Below are 15,084 nucleotides of genomic sequence, written 5' to 3'. Positions count from 1 at the left end.
GAATCTACGAAGATGAGGCGTCACGATAGCAATTGAGGATGTAAACCCGTATGGCCGAAGCCAATCCCACCTCAGGGTCTCGTTCAACGTCAATCTCAGCTGCCAAGGCGTTAATTGCGATACCTTTAGACTTGGCGATGTTGCGAAAGGCATGCCAGAATTCGTCCTCAAGGGACACTGAGGTTCGATGACCTTTCAGAGTTAATGATCGTTTGACCGGGCGACCGCTCATTCTTCCAACTCTCGATCATCCAACTCGCGGCGCTGTTTTTCCCGCTCGAACTTGGCCTTGGTCTTTTCGACCTTGCTGCGGCCGAATTTGACAGAGTTCCGATCAGCACGGGCCTTTTTTTCGGCCCGCGCTTTTTCTTTTCGATACCGGTTCAGATTGACCGGTTTGCTCATTTGTCTTTCGGGCCGATCATATGTTCGGGGCGGACAACGGCGTCAAAGGTCTCTTCATCGACAAAACCCAACGCGATGGCCTCTTCCTTGAGGGTCGTGCCGTTCTTGTGCGCCGTCTTGGCGACAGTGGTGGCGTTGTCATAGCCGATGGTCGGTGCCAGAGCGGTCACCAGCATCAGCGATTCCTTCATCAGCTTGTCGATGCGCGGCTCATTGGCCTTTATGCCCAGCAGCATCCGCTCGGTAAAGCTGTCGGTGGCGTCGCCCAGCAGCTGGATGGACTGCAGCAGGTTGTAAGACATCATCGGGTTGTACACGTTCAACTGGAAGTGCCCCTGCGATCCGGCAAACTTCATCGCCGCGTCGTTACCCATCACATGAGCAGCGACTTGCGTCAGCGCTTCGGCCTGCGTTGGATTCACCTTGCCGGGCATGATCGACGAGCCGGGTTCGTTTTCCGGCAGGATCAGCTCACCCAGACCCGAGCGGGGACCAGAACCCAACAGGCGGATGTCGTTCGCGATCTTGTAGCAAGAACCCGCGATGGTTGCCAACGCGCCCGACAGGAAGACCATGGCGTCATGGGCTGCCAGAGCTTCGAACTTGTTCGGTGCGGTTACGAAGGGCAGGCCGGTGATGTCTGCCATGTTCTTGGCCACGGCCTCATCCCAGCCGTTGTGGGTGTTCAGACCGGTGCCAACGGCCGTACCGCCCTGAGCCAGTTCGTAAATTCCGGGCATCGAGGCGTGAACGCGGACAATACCCTGACGGATCTGGTGCGCGTAACCACCGAATTCCTGCTCCAGCGTCAGTGGCGTTGCGTCCTGCGTGTGCGTGCGACCAATCTTGATGATGCCTGCGAACTCTTTCGCTTTGGCTTCCAGCGCTGTGGCGAATTTCTCAAGCCCCGGTAGCAGCACGTCACGCACGCTCATCGCGGTGGCGATGTGCATGGCCGTAGGAAATGTGTCATTCGAGGATTGACCCATGTTGCAGTGGTCGTTCGGGTGCACCGGGTCTTTTGATCCGATCACGCCACCCAGGATTTCAATCGCGCGGTTGGCGATGACCTCGTTCGAGTTCATGTTGGATTGGGTGCCCGAACCGGTCTGCCAGACGACCAGAGGGAAGTTGTCGTCAAACTTGCCTTCGATCACCTCACCAGCGGCTTGAATGACGGCATCCGCAATTCTCGCATCCAGTTTGCCGATAGCCTTGTTCTCTATTGCGCAGGCTTTCTTGATCACTCCCAGCGCGCGCACGATGGCAACGGGCTGCTTTTCCCAGCCAATGGGGAAATTCATGATCGAACGCTGTGTCTGGGCACCCCAATACTTGTCGGCAGGGACTTCCAACGGGCCAAAGCTGTCGGATTCGGTGCGGGTCTGAGACATCGGTCACTCCGTAGTGTATGCAGTCGCATGCCGTTTACCCGTAACAATGTCATCGTGCAATCGGCCAGTTGCGCGCACCATAAACTCAAGGGGGCCAGAGGTATAGCCGGAAGGGATTGGTAAATTCGGTCGGAAACGCATTGTGTACGCTATCGGGTCAGCTACAATAGGTGGATCATCTTGTTGGAGGCTAAGGTGGGCACATTGGTTCGAGCTTATCCCCTGAAAATCATGGCCTTTTTATTGGGCATCTTGATTTCGTCCGCTTTAACTGGACTGAAAGCCCACGCGGCGGATATTGCCCCCTTTGTGGGCAGTTACGTCGGGTCTGCAAATGTCGTGGATGAAGACGGAAGCGAAACGCCCCGCGACATGAGCGTGTCGATTGAAGAGTTGAAAAACGGCTTCAATGTCAGTTGGACGACCACAACCTATAAGGCGGACGGTCGGGTAAAAGATCAGAAATTTTCAATAGATTTCAAGCAGTCGGACAGGTCCGACGTGTATTCCGCCGCGATGAAGCGCAACGTGTTCGGGCATGAGGTTCCGCTGGACCCGATGCAGGGCGAACCGTTTGTCTGGGGGCGGATCGAAGGTGACACCCTGACTGTGTTCTCGCTGTTTATCGGCGAGACGGGGAATTATGAGCTCCAGCAGTTCGACCGCACTCTGGCAGAGGGCGGTCTGGACCTGTCGTTTTCGCGGTTCCGGAATGGGGTAAAATCGCGATCGGTCGAAACGTTTCTGAAAAAGCAGTAGCGCCCGCCAGGTAGTTACTTGCGGAAACTGTCCAGCGAGACCACTTCGGCATCGTGGTGATCGGCTTCTTCTTCTACCTCGATCGATTCTTCGACGACGGGTTCGATTTCATCCTCATCCTCGGGGCTTTCAAAGCGCAACCCGAATTCAACCGAAGGGTCGACGAAGGTTTTAATCGACGCATAGGGGATATACAGCGGTTCCGGCGCATCGCCAAAATTCAGCGTGATCGAAAATCCGTTCTCGCCGACCTCAAGGTTCTCGAACCAGTGCTGCATAACGATGGTCATTTCCTCTGGGTACCGCTCACGCAGCCAGTCGGCCAGTTTGACGTCCTCCTGGCGAGTGTCGAACGTGATGAAGAAATGATGCGCCCCGGGCAGGCCATTATCGGAAACGCTGGTCAGAACGGTCTTGATGAGCCCGCGCATGGCGGTGTGCATCAGGTTCCCATAGTCGATGTCTTGCGACATGTGTCATCCTCAAAAGTGGTTACCCTCAGCATAGGGGATTTCATCGGAAACGAAAGACCGCCTGTGTGAGGATTGTTTAAACGTAATGCAGTCCGGTTCCTATCGCGGCCATGATCACCAATGTGGTTGCCATTCCAAATTTAAACTTAAAAATCAACAGCCCAGCGAGCATTGTTAGGATCAGCGCGGCGGGGTTGAGGGTGGTCAGCTCGGGCCAGGGCAGTGTCACAGGTCCCAATGATGCTTCGGGGATTTCATGAAACAGAACGTTCAGACTGAACCACAGGGACAGGTTGAGAATCACGCCCACAACAGCCGCAGTAATCCCGTGCAGGGCGGCGGACAATCTGGGACGGGCGGCCAGTTGGTCCAGATAAGGGGCCGCAAGAAAAATCCATAGAAAACAGGGAACAAATGTGGCCCATAGGGCAACGGCTCCGGCTGCGATCGCCAGGGATGCACCACCGCTCATCTGTCCGGTCAGCATGGCGACGAACTGGGTCACCAGAATCAGCGGTCCCGGAGTGGTCTCGGCCAGGCCCAGCGCGTCGATCATCTGGTCCGTGTTGACCCAATGGTACTTGTCCACGACGGTCTGGGTCATATAGGCAAGAACGGCGTAGGCTCCGCCAAAGGTGACAACGGCGAGGCGGGCGAAGAACCAGCCCAGATCGCTCAGAAGTTTTTGCCCCGTTAAGGTCAGTGCCAGCAGCGGGCCCAGCCACATTGCCAGCCAGAAGGCGGCAGTTTGGAACGTACCGGTGACTTTGGGGGCAGGGGGAAGGTCGTCCGCCCGTGCCTGACCGTCAAAAGTTACGTATCCCCAAATCGCTGCGGCCAGAATGATCAGCGGAAAGGGCAGGTTCAGCGCGAAGATGGCGAGGAAAGCAAGCCCTGCGATGGCGCGGTGCTGTGTATCCGTCAGCGCCTTGCGCGACAGGTTCCGAAGCGCCTGCAGGACGATCACGATTACCGTGGCTTTCACCCCCAGAAACCCGGCCTGAACCAAAGGCAAATCACCGAAGGCGGCGTACAGACCGACCAGAATTGCGATGATGCAGGCTCCGGGCAGCACGAACAAGGCCCCGGCGACCAAACCGCCGTTTACTCCGCGCAAACGCCAGCCTGCATAGGTTGCCAGCTGCATTGCCTCGGGACCCGGTAGCAACATGCACAGCGACAAGGCTCGCAGATAGGTCTGCTCGTCCAGCCAGGGACGTCTTTCGACCAGTTCCTGGTGCATAAGCGAAATCTGCGCTGCCGGGCCTCCGAAGGAAAGCAGGCCGATGCGGCTGAACACCCGGATGAGCTCCGCAATCGATGGCGTCATGATCTGCGATCCGTCGGCCAGTCGTGATGTTCGTCAAAACCGTCCCTTGCCCAACGATACAGGGCGTCATAAAGGTGCAGGCCCGCCTCTAGGTTCTGATGGTCGTCCCGGTATTGCCGCGACAGGCCCACCGATATCGCCAGCAAGCCGGCGGCCTCAGGCGCCAGATCATGACGGTTGGTGTCCGCAGCGCGGATCACCGTGGCCAGCCGGTCGAGGGCAGGGGTGTGCAACTGAAACTCGTCCAGCATGGTGTCAAAGGTGCAGCGGTCGTTTCGATGGGACCAGAACGCTTCCTCGATATCGAACGGTGTCGCATCGAAGGCTTGAGCGGTTGCTTCGACCTCGGACGGGGCTACGAACAGGAACTGCGCGTTGCGGTCCACGAAGCGGCGGATCAGCCACGGGCACGCGATCCGGTCGATTTTCGGCCGGTAGCGTGTTACCCAGACAGATCGCCCATCTTCCGTCGTTGGTAAAGCTGAGGCCGGTATCCGTGGGGTCTTCGCCATGTCGCGCCAACCATACATTCCGCCTTCCAGAAATTCGGCCTCACATCCTTTGCTACGCAGCCAGGACACGACGCCTTGGCTAAGCTTCTTGCCCTTTTGGCAAATGATGACGGCGTTACGATTGCCAATTCGGCGGGCAATGCCGTCGATATCCTTGGCCGAATGGCGAACGGCACCGGGGATAAGGTAGGGATCGGCCTCAAAATCCGGGTCCAAGCAAATATCGATCAAGACCGGTGCCTGCGGTGTTCCGATCAGGCGTAGCAACTGTTTTGGACTGATTGAACTGGGCGCGGGCATAGCATGTCTCCTGATGCAAACGGATACATGCGAAACTTGGGCTGGCGCCTCACGGGGCGTTCGCAATCTTACCCCATGGCCATTGCTTACGACCAAGCGCCTTAGGGGTCAAGATTGCGCTGCTGGTGTCAGGCCCAATCCAACCTTTGTCCGGTCATGCAGACAGGCAGGGTGTCTTGCGGAAACTGGCCGAGTTGTTCGAACAGAGAGATAAAGTCAAACTGGTTATAAGCCTCGACCATGCAGCCATCATTGATCCGGGCGATAACACTGCCGGTTGCCTGTAACGGAGCCCCATTATCTGCGCGGGTGGTGCTGACGTGAAGGATCGCGGAGACCCAATCACCGTCTTCGATAATCTTCGGAAGATCGACCTTGATATCCCCCAGCACATGCCGAAAGGCCATGACCAGATCGCGAAAATCATCCGCGCCGACCTGCATTTCTGGGATCAGCCCCTCGGCCATGGTGTCGGGGGCAAAGAACTGGTCGATGGCATCTGTGTTCCCGTTTTCCCAAACCTCGGCATACCAGTTTCTGAGTATATCTGCGTGTGACATCCCAGCTCTCCTTTTCCTGTTTGGCTGAGAATGAAGCGAAAGGATGAAGAAACCCTGAACGTGAACAAGATCACAGATAAACCGCAGACAAAAAGGGGGAAATGCAGGTTTCTGTTGCCAGGTACCTGCGAACCCCGCCTTACGCGGCTAGGCGCAAGGGCTTAAGTTTCGGTCTTGTTACTGCTTACGCAGCAACTGCAACCGGAGCACGATTGTCGTTTGCAATTGTACTGTTTTCGCCGGTAACGGTGGCAGACAGCCGAGACAAAGCTAACCCCTTTAGACGTTCGTCGATCCTGTTTCGGCCCCCCGATTCTGAAAGAGTTCCTCAAACGAAGGATTCTTCCAGAAGGTATATGGTGGAGCCGCCGGGTACCGCCCCCGGGTCCGATCCGCTTATTACGAGCGCGTTTATGTCCATAGTCCCGAAGGACATATCCTATATAGGTGAGCACACGCGCGGATGCAAACCGGGAAATTTCGGGAATGGTTAGCGTGAAAACAAACGATTAGGCGGATCTGTTAAAGTTTGCCAGAATCAACCACAACGCCAAGGCCAGTTCGATTCCCCCGAATGTCACCGCCTTGACCACAGGTGGGTTGTCCAGAATGACTGAAACGAACCGACCCAGTGCTGCGCCTGCGTAGACAACCCCAAGCATGGCATAACCCATCGGATTGTTCAGCCACAGCACGACTGCACCGGTCACAACGAACAGCCCACCGACCGAGGCGCGCATCTCGCTTAGCCCCATGTTGCTGTCGGTTGGTGTCAGATCCAGCGATGCGGCGGTAAATGCCGGGGCGAGGAAGCCGAACAAACCAAAGCCAATCGTTAGAAGAGCAGCAATTACGTTCAGCGTTGTAACCATTATACCTCCGTCATGCTGGCTTACGGTGTTGCTGTGCTACATCCCGCGCCAGTTTCCGCGTGTAGTTTTCCAACTCGATCAGCGCTGCGTCTGCTTTTACTGCATCGCGCGCTTCCAGTGCGTCGGCGATGCGATTGTGCAGGTCAATGATCTCTTGGCGGGATCGGGCCGTAAAGGTGATCATGTTCATCAGCGGCTGCATCGCCTCAACGGCACCGGCCAGTTGATAGGACAGAACCGGGTTCCCGGCCGCATCGACCAGTGCACGGTGAAAGGCGACATCCGAAGAACAGAACGCTTCATCCGTCAGGCCGGGTTGTGACTGACGGAAAATCTCGGTCCGCATGGTGGCGAGTTGATCGGCAGTGCGGCGTTGGGCAGAAAGCGGGGCGCAGGCACGTTCCAGCGCAAAGCGAGCCTCGCATGCAGTGTCGAAACTGATCGCGTTCATCGACAGCAGCAAGGTCGAAGTTGTGATTTGCTGCGAATAGGCGTCCTCAAAGCTGATCCGGTTCACAAAAGCGCCACCGCTGGCTCCGCGCTGGGTTCGGATAAGTGATTGCGCCGCAAGGCGTTTGAGGGCCTCGCGCACTGTAGGGCGCGAAACCTGGAACTGATCGGACAATTCAGCCTCGGATGGCAACCTTTCGTCCACGATCAGTTCGCCCGATATAATAGCGTCGCGTATGGCCTGAGCGATCTGCGCGGATAAATCTGAAGGTTTTTGAGGTACGATTTTCATGTTCCTGGGATCGCCGGCGAAATTTTATTTGTCTGACATTTAAAAGTCTGACATTTGAAATGCAAGGACTGAGTCGGGAGGGAAACGTGAGTCGCGCAGTTCTACGCAGCGGATTGTGGCTGGGATTCTACATTCTGATCCTGTGGGCTTGGTGGGTAATGTTCACCATGAGCCGCGACATGGATCTGGATTGGATCGGCAGGCCCGGTCCTATGGGTCAGGCTATGGCCGCCATGGATCCCCGTATGGACATGTATATGCCCATGGCCGAATTCGGCCCGCTGTTCTGGATGTGGGCGATCATGATGGCTGCGATGATGCTGCCGACATTGGTGCCGACCCTGCGCAGCTACGACGACCTGATCTGCAGCGCCAATGGCACCCGAGCAGGTTGGATCGGTGTGCTGGCTGGGTATTTCGTCGTCTGGGTGGGTTTTGCCGCTTTGATCACCAGTGTTCAACTGGGTCTGCTTTTCGGCGGCTTCGTCGATATGCTGGGCATCGCCAAGTCCGCTTTGTTTGCAGGCGGGCTGATGATCTTGGTCGGAGCTTTTCAGTTCACCCGCGCGAAAGAGGTTTGTCACGGCGTATGTCACGCTCCTATGACCTATTTCCTGAGCCACTGGAAAACCGGGTTTACGGGCGGTCTGCGTATGGGGCTTGCGCTTGGCGCGTTCTGCGTTGGGTGCTGCTGGGGCTTTATGGCGCTTGGGTTTGTTGGTGGTGTCATGAGCTTGCTCTGGATGGGCCTCGCGACACTGTTCATGGTTTTGGAGAAACTGCCTCAAATCGGGCACGCGGTGACGCGGCCAATGGGGTTTGCACTGATCGCAGGGGGGCTTGCCCTGCTGGTCTATCCCTTTGCTTACGGAGGATAAGTATATGGCTAAAAACAGGAAACCTGAGGCCGACAGGCTGCCGATCAGCCAACGCATTGACAGCCGTATGCCCAATCCCAAACGGCGCGAAATGAGCCCGACGGACTGGGCCATCAAGGGTGAACTGATCCTGAACTGCTCGTGCGATGTGTTCTGCCCCTGCGTCGTGTCTCTGGGCGCGCATCCTCCGACCGAAGGGCATTGCCACGCGTGGATGGGTGTCATCATCGACGAAGGCCATTACGAGGGCGAGGATCTGTCGGGCCTGAACGTGGGTCTGCTTGTCGACATTCCGGGCCGCATGGGAGAGGGCCAGTGGAAAGTCGCGGCCTATGTGGACGAACGCGCCAGCGGAAAGGCTTATAACGGGTTGCTGCAGATTTTCAGCGGCCAGGCAGGTGGCACAACCGGTCTGTTCACCATGCTGGTGAGTGAAATCATCGGGGCCGAGCGGGCTCCGGTCCAGATCGAGCGTGACGGCAATAAGCGTCGAATCGTGATTGGTCGCAAGATTCAGGGTGAGATTGAGATGTTGGCTGGCAAGGACCCTGAGCATCCGGTGATGGTATCGAACTCGAAATACTGGATGGGTCCCGACATCATCGTGGCACGCGGCACCAAGTCCAAGGTGCGCGACTATGGCCGTGTTTGGGATTTCGGTGGCAAGTCTGCGGAGATCTGCCCGATCGACTGGAACGGTCCAAAATGATGATCACAGGCGCCTATGCACAGGAAATGGCGCGGTACAACCGATGGCAAAACAAGCAGTTATCGGGGTTTCTGCAATCACTCGCGCCCGAAGAACTGACTAAGGAACGCGGTGCATTCTTCGGCTCGATCATGGGAACGGCCAACCATTTGCTGTGGGGCAATTGGATTTGGGTGTCCCGTTTTGACAAAGGCGCAGGTCCGGGAGGCGGTATACCTGATAGCGTTTCGCTATGTGCCGATCTGGTTGATTGGTTGCCTCTGTGTGAAACAGTGGATGCCCGTATCGCTGAATGGGCGGGATCGTTGGTAGATGCGCCATTGACCGGTGATTTCACCTGGTTCTCGGCCGCAAAAGAAGCTGATGTTACATTGCCTTACGCGCAATGTGTGATCCACATGTTCAACCACCAGACCCACCATCGTGGACAGTTGCACCAGATGCTGACCGAAACCGGATCAACCGCGCCTGTCAGTGATCTGGTCTTTATGCCGAAGGAGGCCTGAATGCCGCAGATTTCCATGTCACGCCGGTTGCGGCGGACACCGTTCTCTGACGGGGTCGAGGCCGCCGGGGTCAAGGGATACACGGTTTATAACCGAATGCTGTTGCCGACGGTTTTTGAAAGCGTCGAGGCGGATTACCGTCACCTGAAGTCCCATGTACAGGTTTGGGATGTGTCTTGCGAAAGGCAGGTCGAGTTGCGTGGTCCGGATGCCGCCAGGCTAATGCAAATGCTGACGCCGCGCGATCTGCGAGGGATGCTGCCGGGGCAATGCTTTTACGTACCCATCGTCGATGAAACCGGTGGGATGCTGAACGATCCGGTGGCGGTGAAACTGTCCGATGATCGCTGGTGGATTTCCATCGCCGACAGTGACCTCTTGCTGTGGGTCAAAGGCATCGCCAACGGGTATAGACTGGATGTTCTGGTGGACGAGCCGGACGTGTCGCCGCTAGCGGTACAGGGGCCGAAGGCGGATGACCTGATGTCACGCGTCTTTGGCGATCGGGTGCGCGATATCCGGTTCTTCAAGTTCGACATGTTCGAATTTGAGGGCCGCGATCTGGCGGTGGCGCGATCAGGGTATTCCAAACAGGGCGGGTTTGAGATTTACGTCGAGGGTTCCGACATCGGGATGCCGCTGTGGAACGCTCTGTTTGCTGCAGGCGAGGACCTGCAGGTGCGTGCGGGCTGTCCCAACCTGATTGAGCGGATCGAGGGCGGGTTGTTGTCTTATGGCAACGACATGACCGACGATAACACACCGCATGAGTGCGGTTTGGGCAAGTTCTGCAACACGCATACGGCTATTGGGTGCATCGGGCGCGATGCCTTGCTGCGTGTGGCCAAGGAAGGCCCGGTACAGCAGATTCGTCCGATTGCCATCGAAGGCGATGTCGTGCCGCCCTGTGACCGTCCGTGGCCGGTAGTTGCCGGTGGAAAACGGGTGGGGCAGGTGACCTCGGCAGCTTGGTCTCCGGACTTTTCGATCAACGTGTCGATTGGAATGCTGCGGTTGAGCCATTGGGACGCCGGAACAGTTGTTGAGGTCGAAACGCCTGACGGTATGCGCCGCGCAACAGTGCAGGAGCGGTTCTGGATTTGATTGCGGTAGGGGGCGCTGCCCCGTCGCTGTGCGACGCCCTCGGGAATTTTTAGCCAGGTGAAGATTGCGATCTGGCCATGAAAAAACGAAAGGAAATAAGATGTTCAATGCATTGGTCATGGAGAAGGATGAAGAAAGCGGACTGGCCAGCCCGTCGGTGAAACAGCTTTCGCTTGATGATCTGCCTAAGGGTGAGGTCACGGTGGCTGTCGAGTACTCGACGGTGAATTACAAGGATGGATTGTGCACGTCCGCCAAGGGTGGCGGCTTGGTGCGCTCTTACCCGCACGTGCCGGGGATAGATTATGCCGGCACGGTCGAGGCGTCCTCGGACGATCGCTATAAGCCCGGTGACAAGGTGGTTCTGACCGGCTGGCGCGTGGGTGAGGCTCATTGGGGTGGCTATTCGCAAAAGGCGAATGCCCGAGCCGATTGGCTGGTTCCTTTGCCCGAAGGGTTGGATGCGCGGCAGGCGATGGCCGTGGGCACGGCCGGTTTTACGGCGATGCTGGCGGTCATGGCGCTGGAAGATCACGGCATGACAACCGACCACGGTCCGGTTCTGGTGACTGGGGCAGCGGGTGGCGTGGGCTCGGTGGCAACTGCCATTCTGGCCAATCTGGGCTATGAGGTTGCGGCCGTCACCGGGCGCCCTGAAACGGGTGACTACCTGAAGTCTCTGGGGGCCAGCACCATCGTGCCGCGTGAGGAATTGAACGAGACCACCAAACGCCCGCTGGAAAGCGAAACCTGGGCCGGTTGCGTCGATGCGGTTGGTGGCGAGATGCTGGCGCGTGTGCTGGGACAAATGAAATACGGCGCGTCGGTTGCGGCCGTGGGTCTGGCCGGAGGTGCGGCTCTGCCTGCAACGGTGATTCCGTTCCTGCTGCGCGGGGTCAATCTATTGGGCATCGACAGCGTGATGCAGCCCTATGAAAACCGCGTACGCGCCTGGCAGCGCATCGCAACGGACCTACCCATGGACAAGCTGGAAGCGATGGTTCACCCTGCAACCCTAAGTGATCTTCCGCAATTGGGCGCCGATATCCTGAAAGGTCAGGTTCAGGGCCGCGTCGTTGTCGACGTAAACGCCTGATCGACAGGGCTTGCACCCGGACCGGTTGCCCTGAGCGCAGATCGGTCCGGGTGTCATCGAAACTCCCAGAAAATGCCGGAAACACCTCTGGTCATTGGCGCAATTCCGCATCATCATTGCTATACATCCCAACTGCGATGGCTTATGAGCCATGCAAACAGCACCTGAAGACGGGGGAGTGAGCAGCATGTCTGATGATTTCGAACTGGATACTGATGATCTGAAACGGCGCATGGAAGGCGCCATGTCCAACCTCAGAACCGAATTTGCCTCGCTTCGGACTGGTCGGGCGTCAGCCTCTATGCTGGAACCGGTTATGGTCGATGCTTATGGCTCGATGACACCGATCAATCAGGTTGGAACGGTCAACGTGCCCGAGCCGCGTATGGTTACGGTCAATGTCTGGGACAAGGGTTTGGTCGGCAAAGTCGAAAAGGCCATTCGTGAAAGCGGACTGGGAATCAACCCTCAGCTGAACGGAACTATCATCATGCTGCCGATTCCGGAGCTGAACGAAGAGCGTCGCCGCGAACTGGGTAAGGTCGCCGGCCAATACGCCGAGCACGCGCGGGTTTCGATCCGCAACGTTCGCCGTGACGGAATGGATCAGGTCAAGAAGGCCAAAGCAGACGGCATGTCCGAGGACGATCAGAAGTTTTGGGAAACTGAAGTTCAGGATCTGACTGACGAGATGATCAAATCTGTAGATGCCGCGCTTGAGACCAAGCAGGCAGAGATCATGCAGGTCTGAGACCGGGATATGCTCAACGCCCCACATACTGAGCCAGCGAACGGGCCGCGCCATGTCGCTATTATCATGGACGGAAACGGTCGCTGGGCGCAGGCGCGTGGTCGGCCAAGGCTGTTCGGCCACCACGCCGGGGCGCGACGTGTACGCGAAGTGGTCGAGGCCTGCCCGGGGCTTGGGATCAAATACCTGACAGTTTTTGCCTTTTCGACAGAGAACTGGAAGCGCACGCAGGCCGAGGTCGCTGGGCTAATGAGCCTTTTTCGGCGCTATATCATCAAGGAAACCCGAACCCTGAAAAAAAACGGGATTCGGGTACGCTTTATCGGGGACCGGGTGCGGCTCGATAAGAAGCTGACAGAGTTGATGGATACGCTGGAAGAGGAAACCAAAGAAAACGACCTGGTTCATCTTACTGTTGCCCTGAATTACGGCGGGCGGGATGAGGTAGCGCGCGCCACCAAACGGCTGGCGCGGGACGTGGCCGAAGGGCGTCTCCTCCCAGAAAATGTGGATGAGGAAACGCTGCCCAAGTATCTGGATACGCACGTTCTTCCTGATCCGGACCTGGTCATCCGAACCAGCGGAGAGGCGCGGATTTCAAACTTTCTGCTCTGGCAGTCGGCCTATTCCGAATATGAATTCATTGACACCCTGTGGCCAGATTTCACTGCGGCTGAGTTAGAGCACTTGTGCCGTAATTTCGGATCCCGTGAACGTCGTTTCGGGGCAGTTCCGGCATGAGTGACGGCCGATGGTCTGACCTGACCGCCCGGGTTCTATCGGCTGTTGTGCTGGTCCTTGTAGGCTCGGTCGAGGTCTGGCTGGGTGGGCTATGGTTCGAAACCTTCATCGCGATAGCCTGTGGTCTTATGATTTGGGAACTGGTGCGAATGATCGACCCGGACAAAACCGGGGCGGCCTTGCAGCTTGGTATTCTGACCGGGGTTGCAGTTCTGCTCAGCTATCATCTGCCGCCGCTTTACAAATTGCCGGTCTTGATTGCTCCGGCCCTGGTTGGGGCCGGGCAGATCAGCCGATCCAAAACGACCTATGCGCTGTTTGCGATCTGGATTGCAGCGGCTGGCCTAGGCTTCATCTCGATCCGCGAGAACATGGGGTTTGGCTGGATGGTGTGGCTAATCTCGGTGGTGGTCGCAACGGATGTGGCCGGGTATTTTGTTGGCAAAACATTAGGTGGCCCGAAATTCTGGCCCAAGGTCAGCCCCAAGAAGACATGGTCGGGGACCGCTGGCGGATGGGCTGCGGCGGCCATTGTTGGCACAGTTTTCGCGATCCATGCTGGCTTCGGTATCATGTTTGTGGCGATCTCGGTGCTTGCCTCGATGGCCAGTCAGGCCGGGGACATCGTCGAAAGTGCAACCAAGCGGAAGTTTGGGGTTAAAGACAGCTCAAACCTGATCCCGGGCCACGGCGGCTTTCTGGATCGGTTCGACGGCATGATGGGCGCGGCCTTGTTTGTTCTGATCGCGGGCCTGATCTATTCCCCCGGGGGCATGTAATGCGCAAAGTTTCGATTTTTGGTGCAACCGGCTCGATCGGGCAGAACACCATTGATCTGATCGACCGGGATCCGTCAGCCTATGACGTTGTGGCGCTGACCGGCGGGACGAATATCGAAAAACTGGCCGAAGATGCACGTCGCCTTAAGGCCGACGTGGCCGTGACCGCGCATGAAGATCGGCTTGAGGATTTGCGTGTCGCACTGTCCGGAAGCGGTGTCGAGGCCGCGGCGGGGCAGGCGGCCTTGACCGAGGCTGCGGCGCGGCCAGCCGATTGGGTTATGTCCGCTATTGTCGGAGCCGCTGGGTTGCCGCCGGGGCTTGAGGCGCTGAAACAGGGCGCGACGCTGGCACTTGCCAACAAGGAAACACTGGTTTGCGCCGGGGCGCTGGTACTGGAAACAGCGCGGGATCACAATGCGCGCCTCCTGCCGGTAGACAGTGAACATTCGGCGGTGTTCCAGGCTCTGGTAGGCGAAGATATGGACGCTGTAGAGCGGATCATCATCACCGCCAGTGGGGGTGCCTTCCGCGATTGGCCGCTGAGCGATCTGGCCAGCGCCACGGTTGAACAGGCCTCGAACCATCCGAACTGGAACATGGGGCAGCGGATCACCATCGACAGTGCATCGATGTTCAATAAAGCGCTGGAGCTGATTGAAACCAAAGAGTTCTTCGGCGTCTCGCCGGATCAGATCGAAGTGCTTGTTCATCCTGAATCCATCGTGCACTCGCTGGTCGGTTTTAATGACGGGGCTGTCATGGCCCATATGGGCGCGCCTGACATGCGGCACGCGATTGGGTACGCGTTGCACTGGCCGGACCGACGCGATCTGCCGGTTGAACGCCTGAACCTTGCCAAACTGGGTCAATTGCGGTTTCAGGAGCCGAACGAGGTACGCTATCCGGCCTTGCGTCTGGCCCGCAATGTGATGCAGCGGGGCGGCCTGTCCGGCGCCGTTTTCAACGCCGCCAAAGAGCGCGCCTTGGATCACTTTATCGCGCGTCGTGTCGGCTTTCTTGAAATGGCTGATATTGTCGAGGCGGTTCTGAACAGGTTTGAGGCGTCAGACGGCCTTCTTGATGCCCAATTAGACCTTGATAACGTGCTGCAAACGAACCATTTGGCACGTAAGTGGGCCGACGAGGCCGCCATCCAGTCTGCAGGATAAA

At 57.5% G+C, this 15,084-nt stretch carries 19 protein-coding genes and 1 other RNA gene; 10 read left to right on the top strand and 10 right to left on the bottom strand.

Annotation, left to right across the window (positions count from 1 at the left end; translation table 11 throughout):
- Positions 1 to 4: 4 nt before the first annotated feature.
- The 3 genes from ACR0IK_RS03335 to fumC are packed head-to-tail and all read right to left on the bottom strand — an operon-like array spanning position 5 to position 1,799.
- Complete coding sequence (locus ACR0IK_RS03335; protein ID WP_480590860.1) at positions 5 to 232, bottom strand: ribbon-helix-helix domain-containing protein; 228 nt, start codon at positions 230 to 232, stop codon at positions 5 to 7.
- Entirely contained in the window at positions 229 to 405 is a 177-nt protein-coding gene (locus ACR0IK_RS03330; protein WP_480640441.1) for a DUF4169 family protein, read from the bottom strand. Before ACR0IK_RS03330 ends, ACR0IK_RS03335 begins: the two co-directional genes overlap by 4 nt.
- On the bottom strand, positions 402 to 1,799 hold the full coding sequence (fumC, locus tag ACR0IK_RS03325) for a class II fumarate hydratase (protein WP_480640440.1): 1,398 nt from the start codon (positions 1,797 to 1,799) through the stop codon (positions 402 to 404). Before fumC ends, ACR0IK_RS03330 begins: the two co-directional genes overlap by 4 nt.
- A 231-nt stretch (positions 1,800 to 2,030) precedes the next feature.
- On the opposite strand from fumC, the gene ACR0IK_RS03320 reads away from it, so the two are divergent.
- The gene (locus ACR0IK_RS03320; protein WP_480591089.1) at positions 2,031 to 2,558 is read left to right on the top strand and encodes a hypothetical protein; all 528 of its coding nucleotides are present in this window, start codon (positions 2,031 to 2,033) and stop codon (positions 2,556 to 2,558) included.
- Between the two features lie 14 nt (positions 2,559 to 2,572).
- Here ACR0IK_RS03320 and ACR0IK_RS03315 read toward each other — a convergent pair whose 3' ends face one another.
- The 7 genes from ACR0IK_RS03315 to ACR0IK_RS03285 all read right to left on the bottom strand — a co-directional run bounded on the left by ACR0IK_RS03315 (position 2,573) and on the right by ACR0IK_RS03285 (position 7,347).
- Positions 2,573 to 3,031 carry an SspB family protein gene (locus tag ACR0IK_RS03315; protein WP_480640439.1) on the bottom strand — a complete coding sequence of 153 codons (459 nt, stop codon included), beginning with the start codon at positions 3,029 to 3,031 and terminating at the stop codon, positions 2,573 to 2,575.
- Between the two features lie 76 nt (positions 3,032 to 3,107).
- Complete coding sequence (gene chrA, locus ACR0IK_RS03310) at positions 3,108 to 4,361, bottom strand: chromate efflux transporter (RefSeq protein ID WP_480640438.1); 1,254 nt, start codon at positions 4,359 to 4,361, stop codon at positions 3,108 to 3,110.
- Complete coding sequence (locus ACR0IK_RS03305) at positions 4,358 to 5,173, bottom strand: chromate resistance protein ChrB domain-containing protein (RefSeq protein ID WP_480640437.1); 816 nt, start codon at positions 5,171 to 5,173, stop codon at positions 4,358 to 4,360. The genes chrA and ACR0IK_RS03305 overlap by 4 nt, the downstream gene beginning before the upstream one ends.
- Before the next feature lie 128 nt (positions 5,174 to 5,301).
- The gene (locus ACR0IK_RS03300) at positions 5,302 to 5,733 is read right to left on the bottom strand and encodes an ester cyclase (protein WP_480590871.1); all 432 of its coding nucleotides are present in this window, start codon (positions 5,731 to 5,733) and stop codon (positions 5,302 to 5,304) included.
- Positions 5,734 to 5,833: 100 nt separating this feature from the next.
- Positions 5,834 to 6,206, bottom strand: a transfer-messenger RNA (tmRNA) gene (gene ssrA, locus ACR0IK_RS03295).
- Positions 6,207 to 6,242: 36 nt separating this feature from the next.
- On the bottom strand, positions 6,243 to 6,605 hold the full coding sequence (locus tag ACR0IK_RS03290; RefSeq protein ID WP_480640436.1) for a DUF4345 family protein: 363 nt from the start codon (positions 6,603 to 6,605) through the stop codon (positions 6,243 to 6,245).
- Positions 6,606 to 6,615: 10 nt separating this feature from the next.
- Positions 6,616 to 7,347: a FadR/GntR family transcriptional regulator gene (locus ACR0IK_RS03285; protein ID WP_480590874.1), complete on the bottom strand. Its 732-nt coding sequence runs from the start codon at positions 7,345 to 7,347 to the stop codon at positions 6,616 to 6,618.
- An 86-nt stretch (positions 7,348 to 7,433) separates the two neighbouring features.
- On the opposite strand from ACR0IK_RS03285, the gene ACR0IK_RS03280 reads away from it, so the two are divergent.
- The 9 genes from ACR0IK_RS03280 (at position 7,434) to dxr (ending at position 15,083) form a co-directional block, all read left to right on the top strand.
- Positions 7,434 to 8,225 carry a DUF2182 domain-containing protein gene (locus ACR0IK_RS03280; protein WP_480640435.1) on the top strand — a complete coding sequence of 264 codons (792 nt, stop codon included), beginning with the start codon at positions 7,434 to 7,436 and terminating at the stop codon, positions 8,223 to 8,225.
- A gap of 4 nt (positions 8,226 to 8,229) precedes the next feature.
- Positions 8,230 to 8,934, top strand: a complete 705-nt coding sequence (locus ACR0IK_RS03275) for a DUF1326 domain-containing protein (protein WP_480640434.1) — start codon at positions 8,230 to 8,232, stop codon at positions 8,932 to 8,934.
- Complete coding sequence (locus ACR0IK_RS03270) at positions 8,931 to 9,440, top strand: DinB family protein (protein WP_480640433.1); 510 nt, start codon at positions 8,931 to 8,933, stop codon at positions 9,438 to 9,440. The genes ACR0IK_RS03275 and ACR0IK_RS03270 overlap by 4 nt, the downstream gene beginning before the upstream one ends.
- A complete protein-coding gene (locus tag ACR0IK_RS03265) occupies positions 9,441 to 10,544 on the top strand; it encodes a dimethylsulfoniopropionate demethylase (RefSeq protein ID WP_480640432.1) in 1,104 nt (367 codons plus the stop codon). It abuts the gene before it with no gap.
- Positions 10,545 to 10,644: 100 nt separating this feature from the next.
- Positions 10,645 to 11,640, top strand: coding sequence for an acryloyl-CoA reductase (gene acuI / locus ACR0IK_RS03260; RefSeq protein WP_480640431.1), 996 nt, complete (start codon positions 10,645 to 10,647; stop codon positions 11,638 to 11,640).
- Between the two features lie 187 nt (positions 11,641 to 11,827).
- Complete coding sequence (gene frr, locus ACR0IK_RS03255; protein WP_480590883.1) at positions 11,828 to 12,391, top strand: ribosome recycling factor; 564 nt, start codon at positions 11,828 to 11,830, stop codon at positions 12,389 to 12,391.
- A gap of 9 nt (positions 12,392 to 12,400) precedes the next feature.
- Positions 12,401 to 13,132: an isoprenyl transferase gene (locus tag ACR0IK_RS03250; protein ID WP_480590885.1), complete on the top strand. Its 732-nt coding sequence runs from the start codon at positions 12,401 to 12,403 to the stop codon at positions 13,130 to 13,132.
- Positions 13,129 to 13,911, top strand: coding sequence for a phosphatidate cytidylyltransferase (locus tag ACR0IK_RS03245; RefSeq protein ID WP_480640430.1), 783 nt, complete (start codon positions 13,129 to 13,131; stop codon positions 13,909 to 13,911). Before ACR0IK_RS03250 ends, ACR0IK_RS03245 begins: the two co-directional genes overlap by 4 nt.
- The gene (gene dxr / locus ACR0IK_RS03240; protein WP_480640429.1) at positions 13,911 to 15,083 is read left to right on the top strand and encodes a 1-deoxy-D-xylulose-5-phosphate reductoisomerase; all 1,173 of its coding nucleotides are present in this window, start codon (positions 13,911 to 13,913) and stop codon (positions 15,081 to 15,083) included. The genes ACR0IK_RS03245 and dxr overlap by 1 nt, the downstream gene beginning before the upstream one ends.
- Position 15,084 lies beyond the last annotated feature (1 nt).

This window comes from Ruegeria sp. BF7 (assembly GCF_056538605.1).
This window is presented reverse-complemented; position numbering and strand designations above follow the sequence as displayed.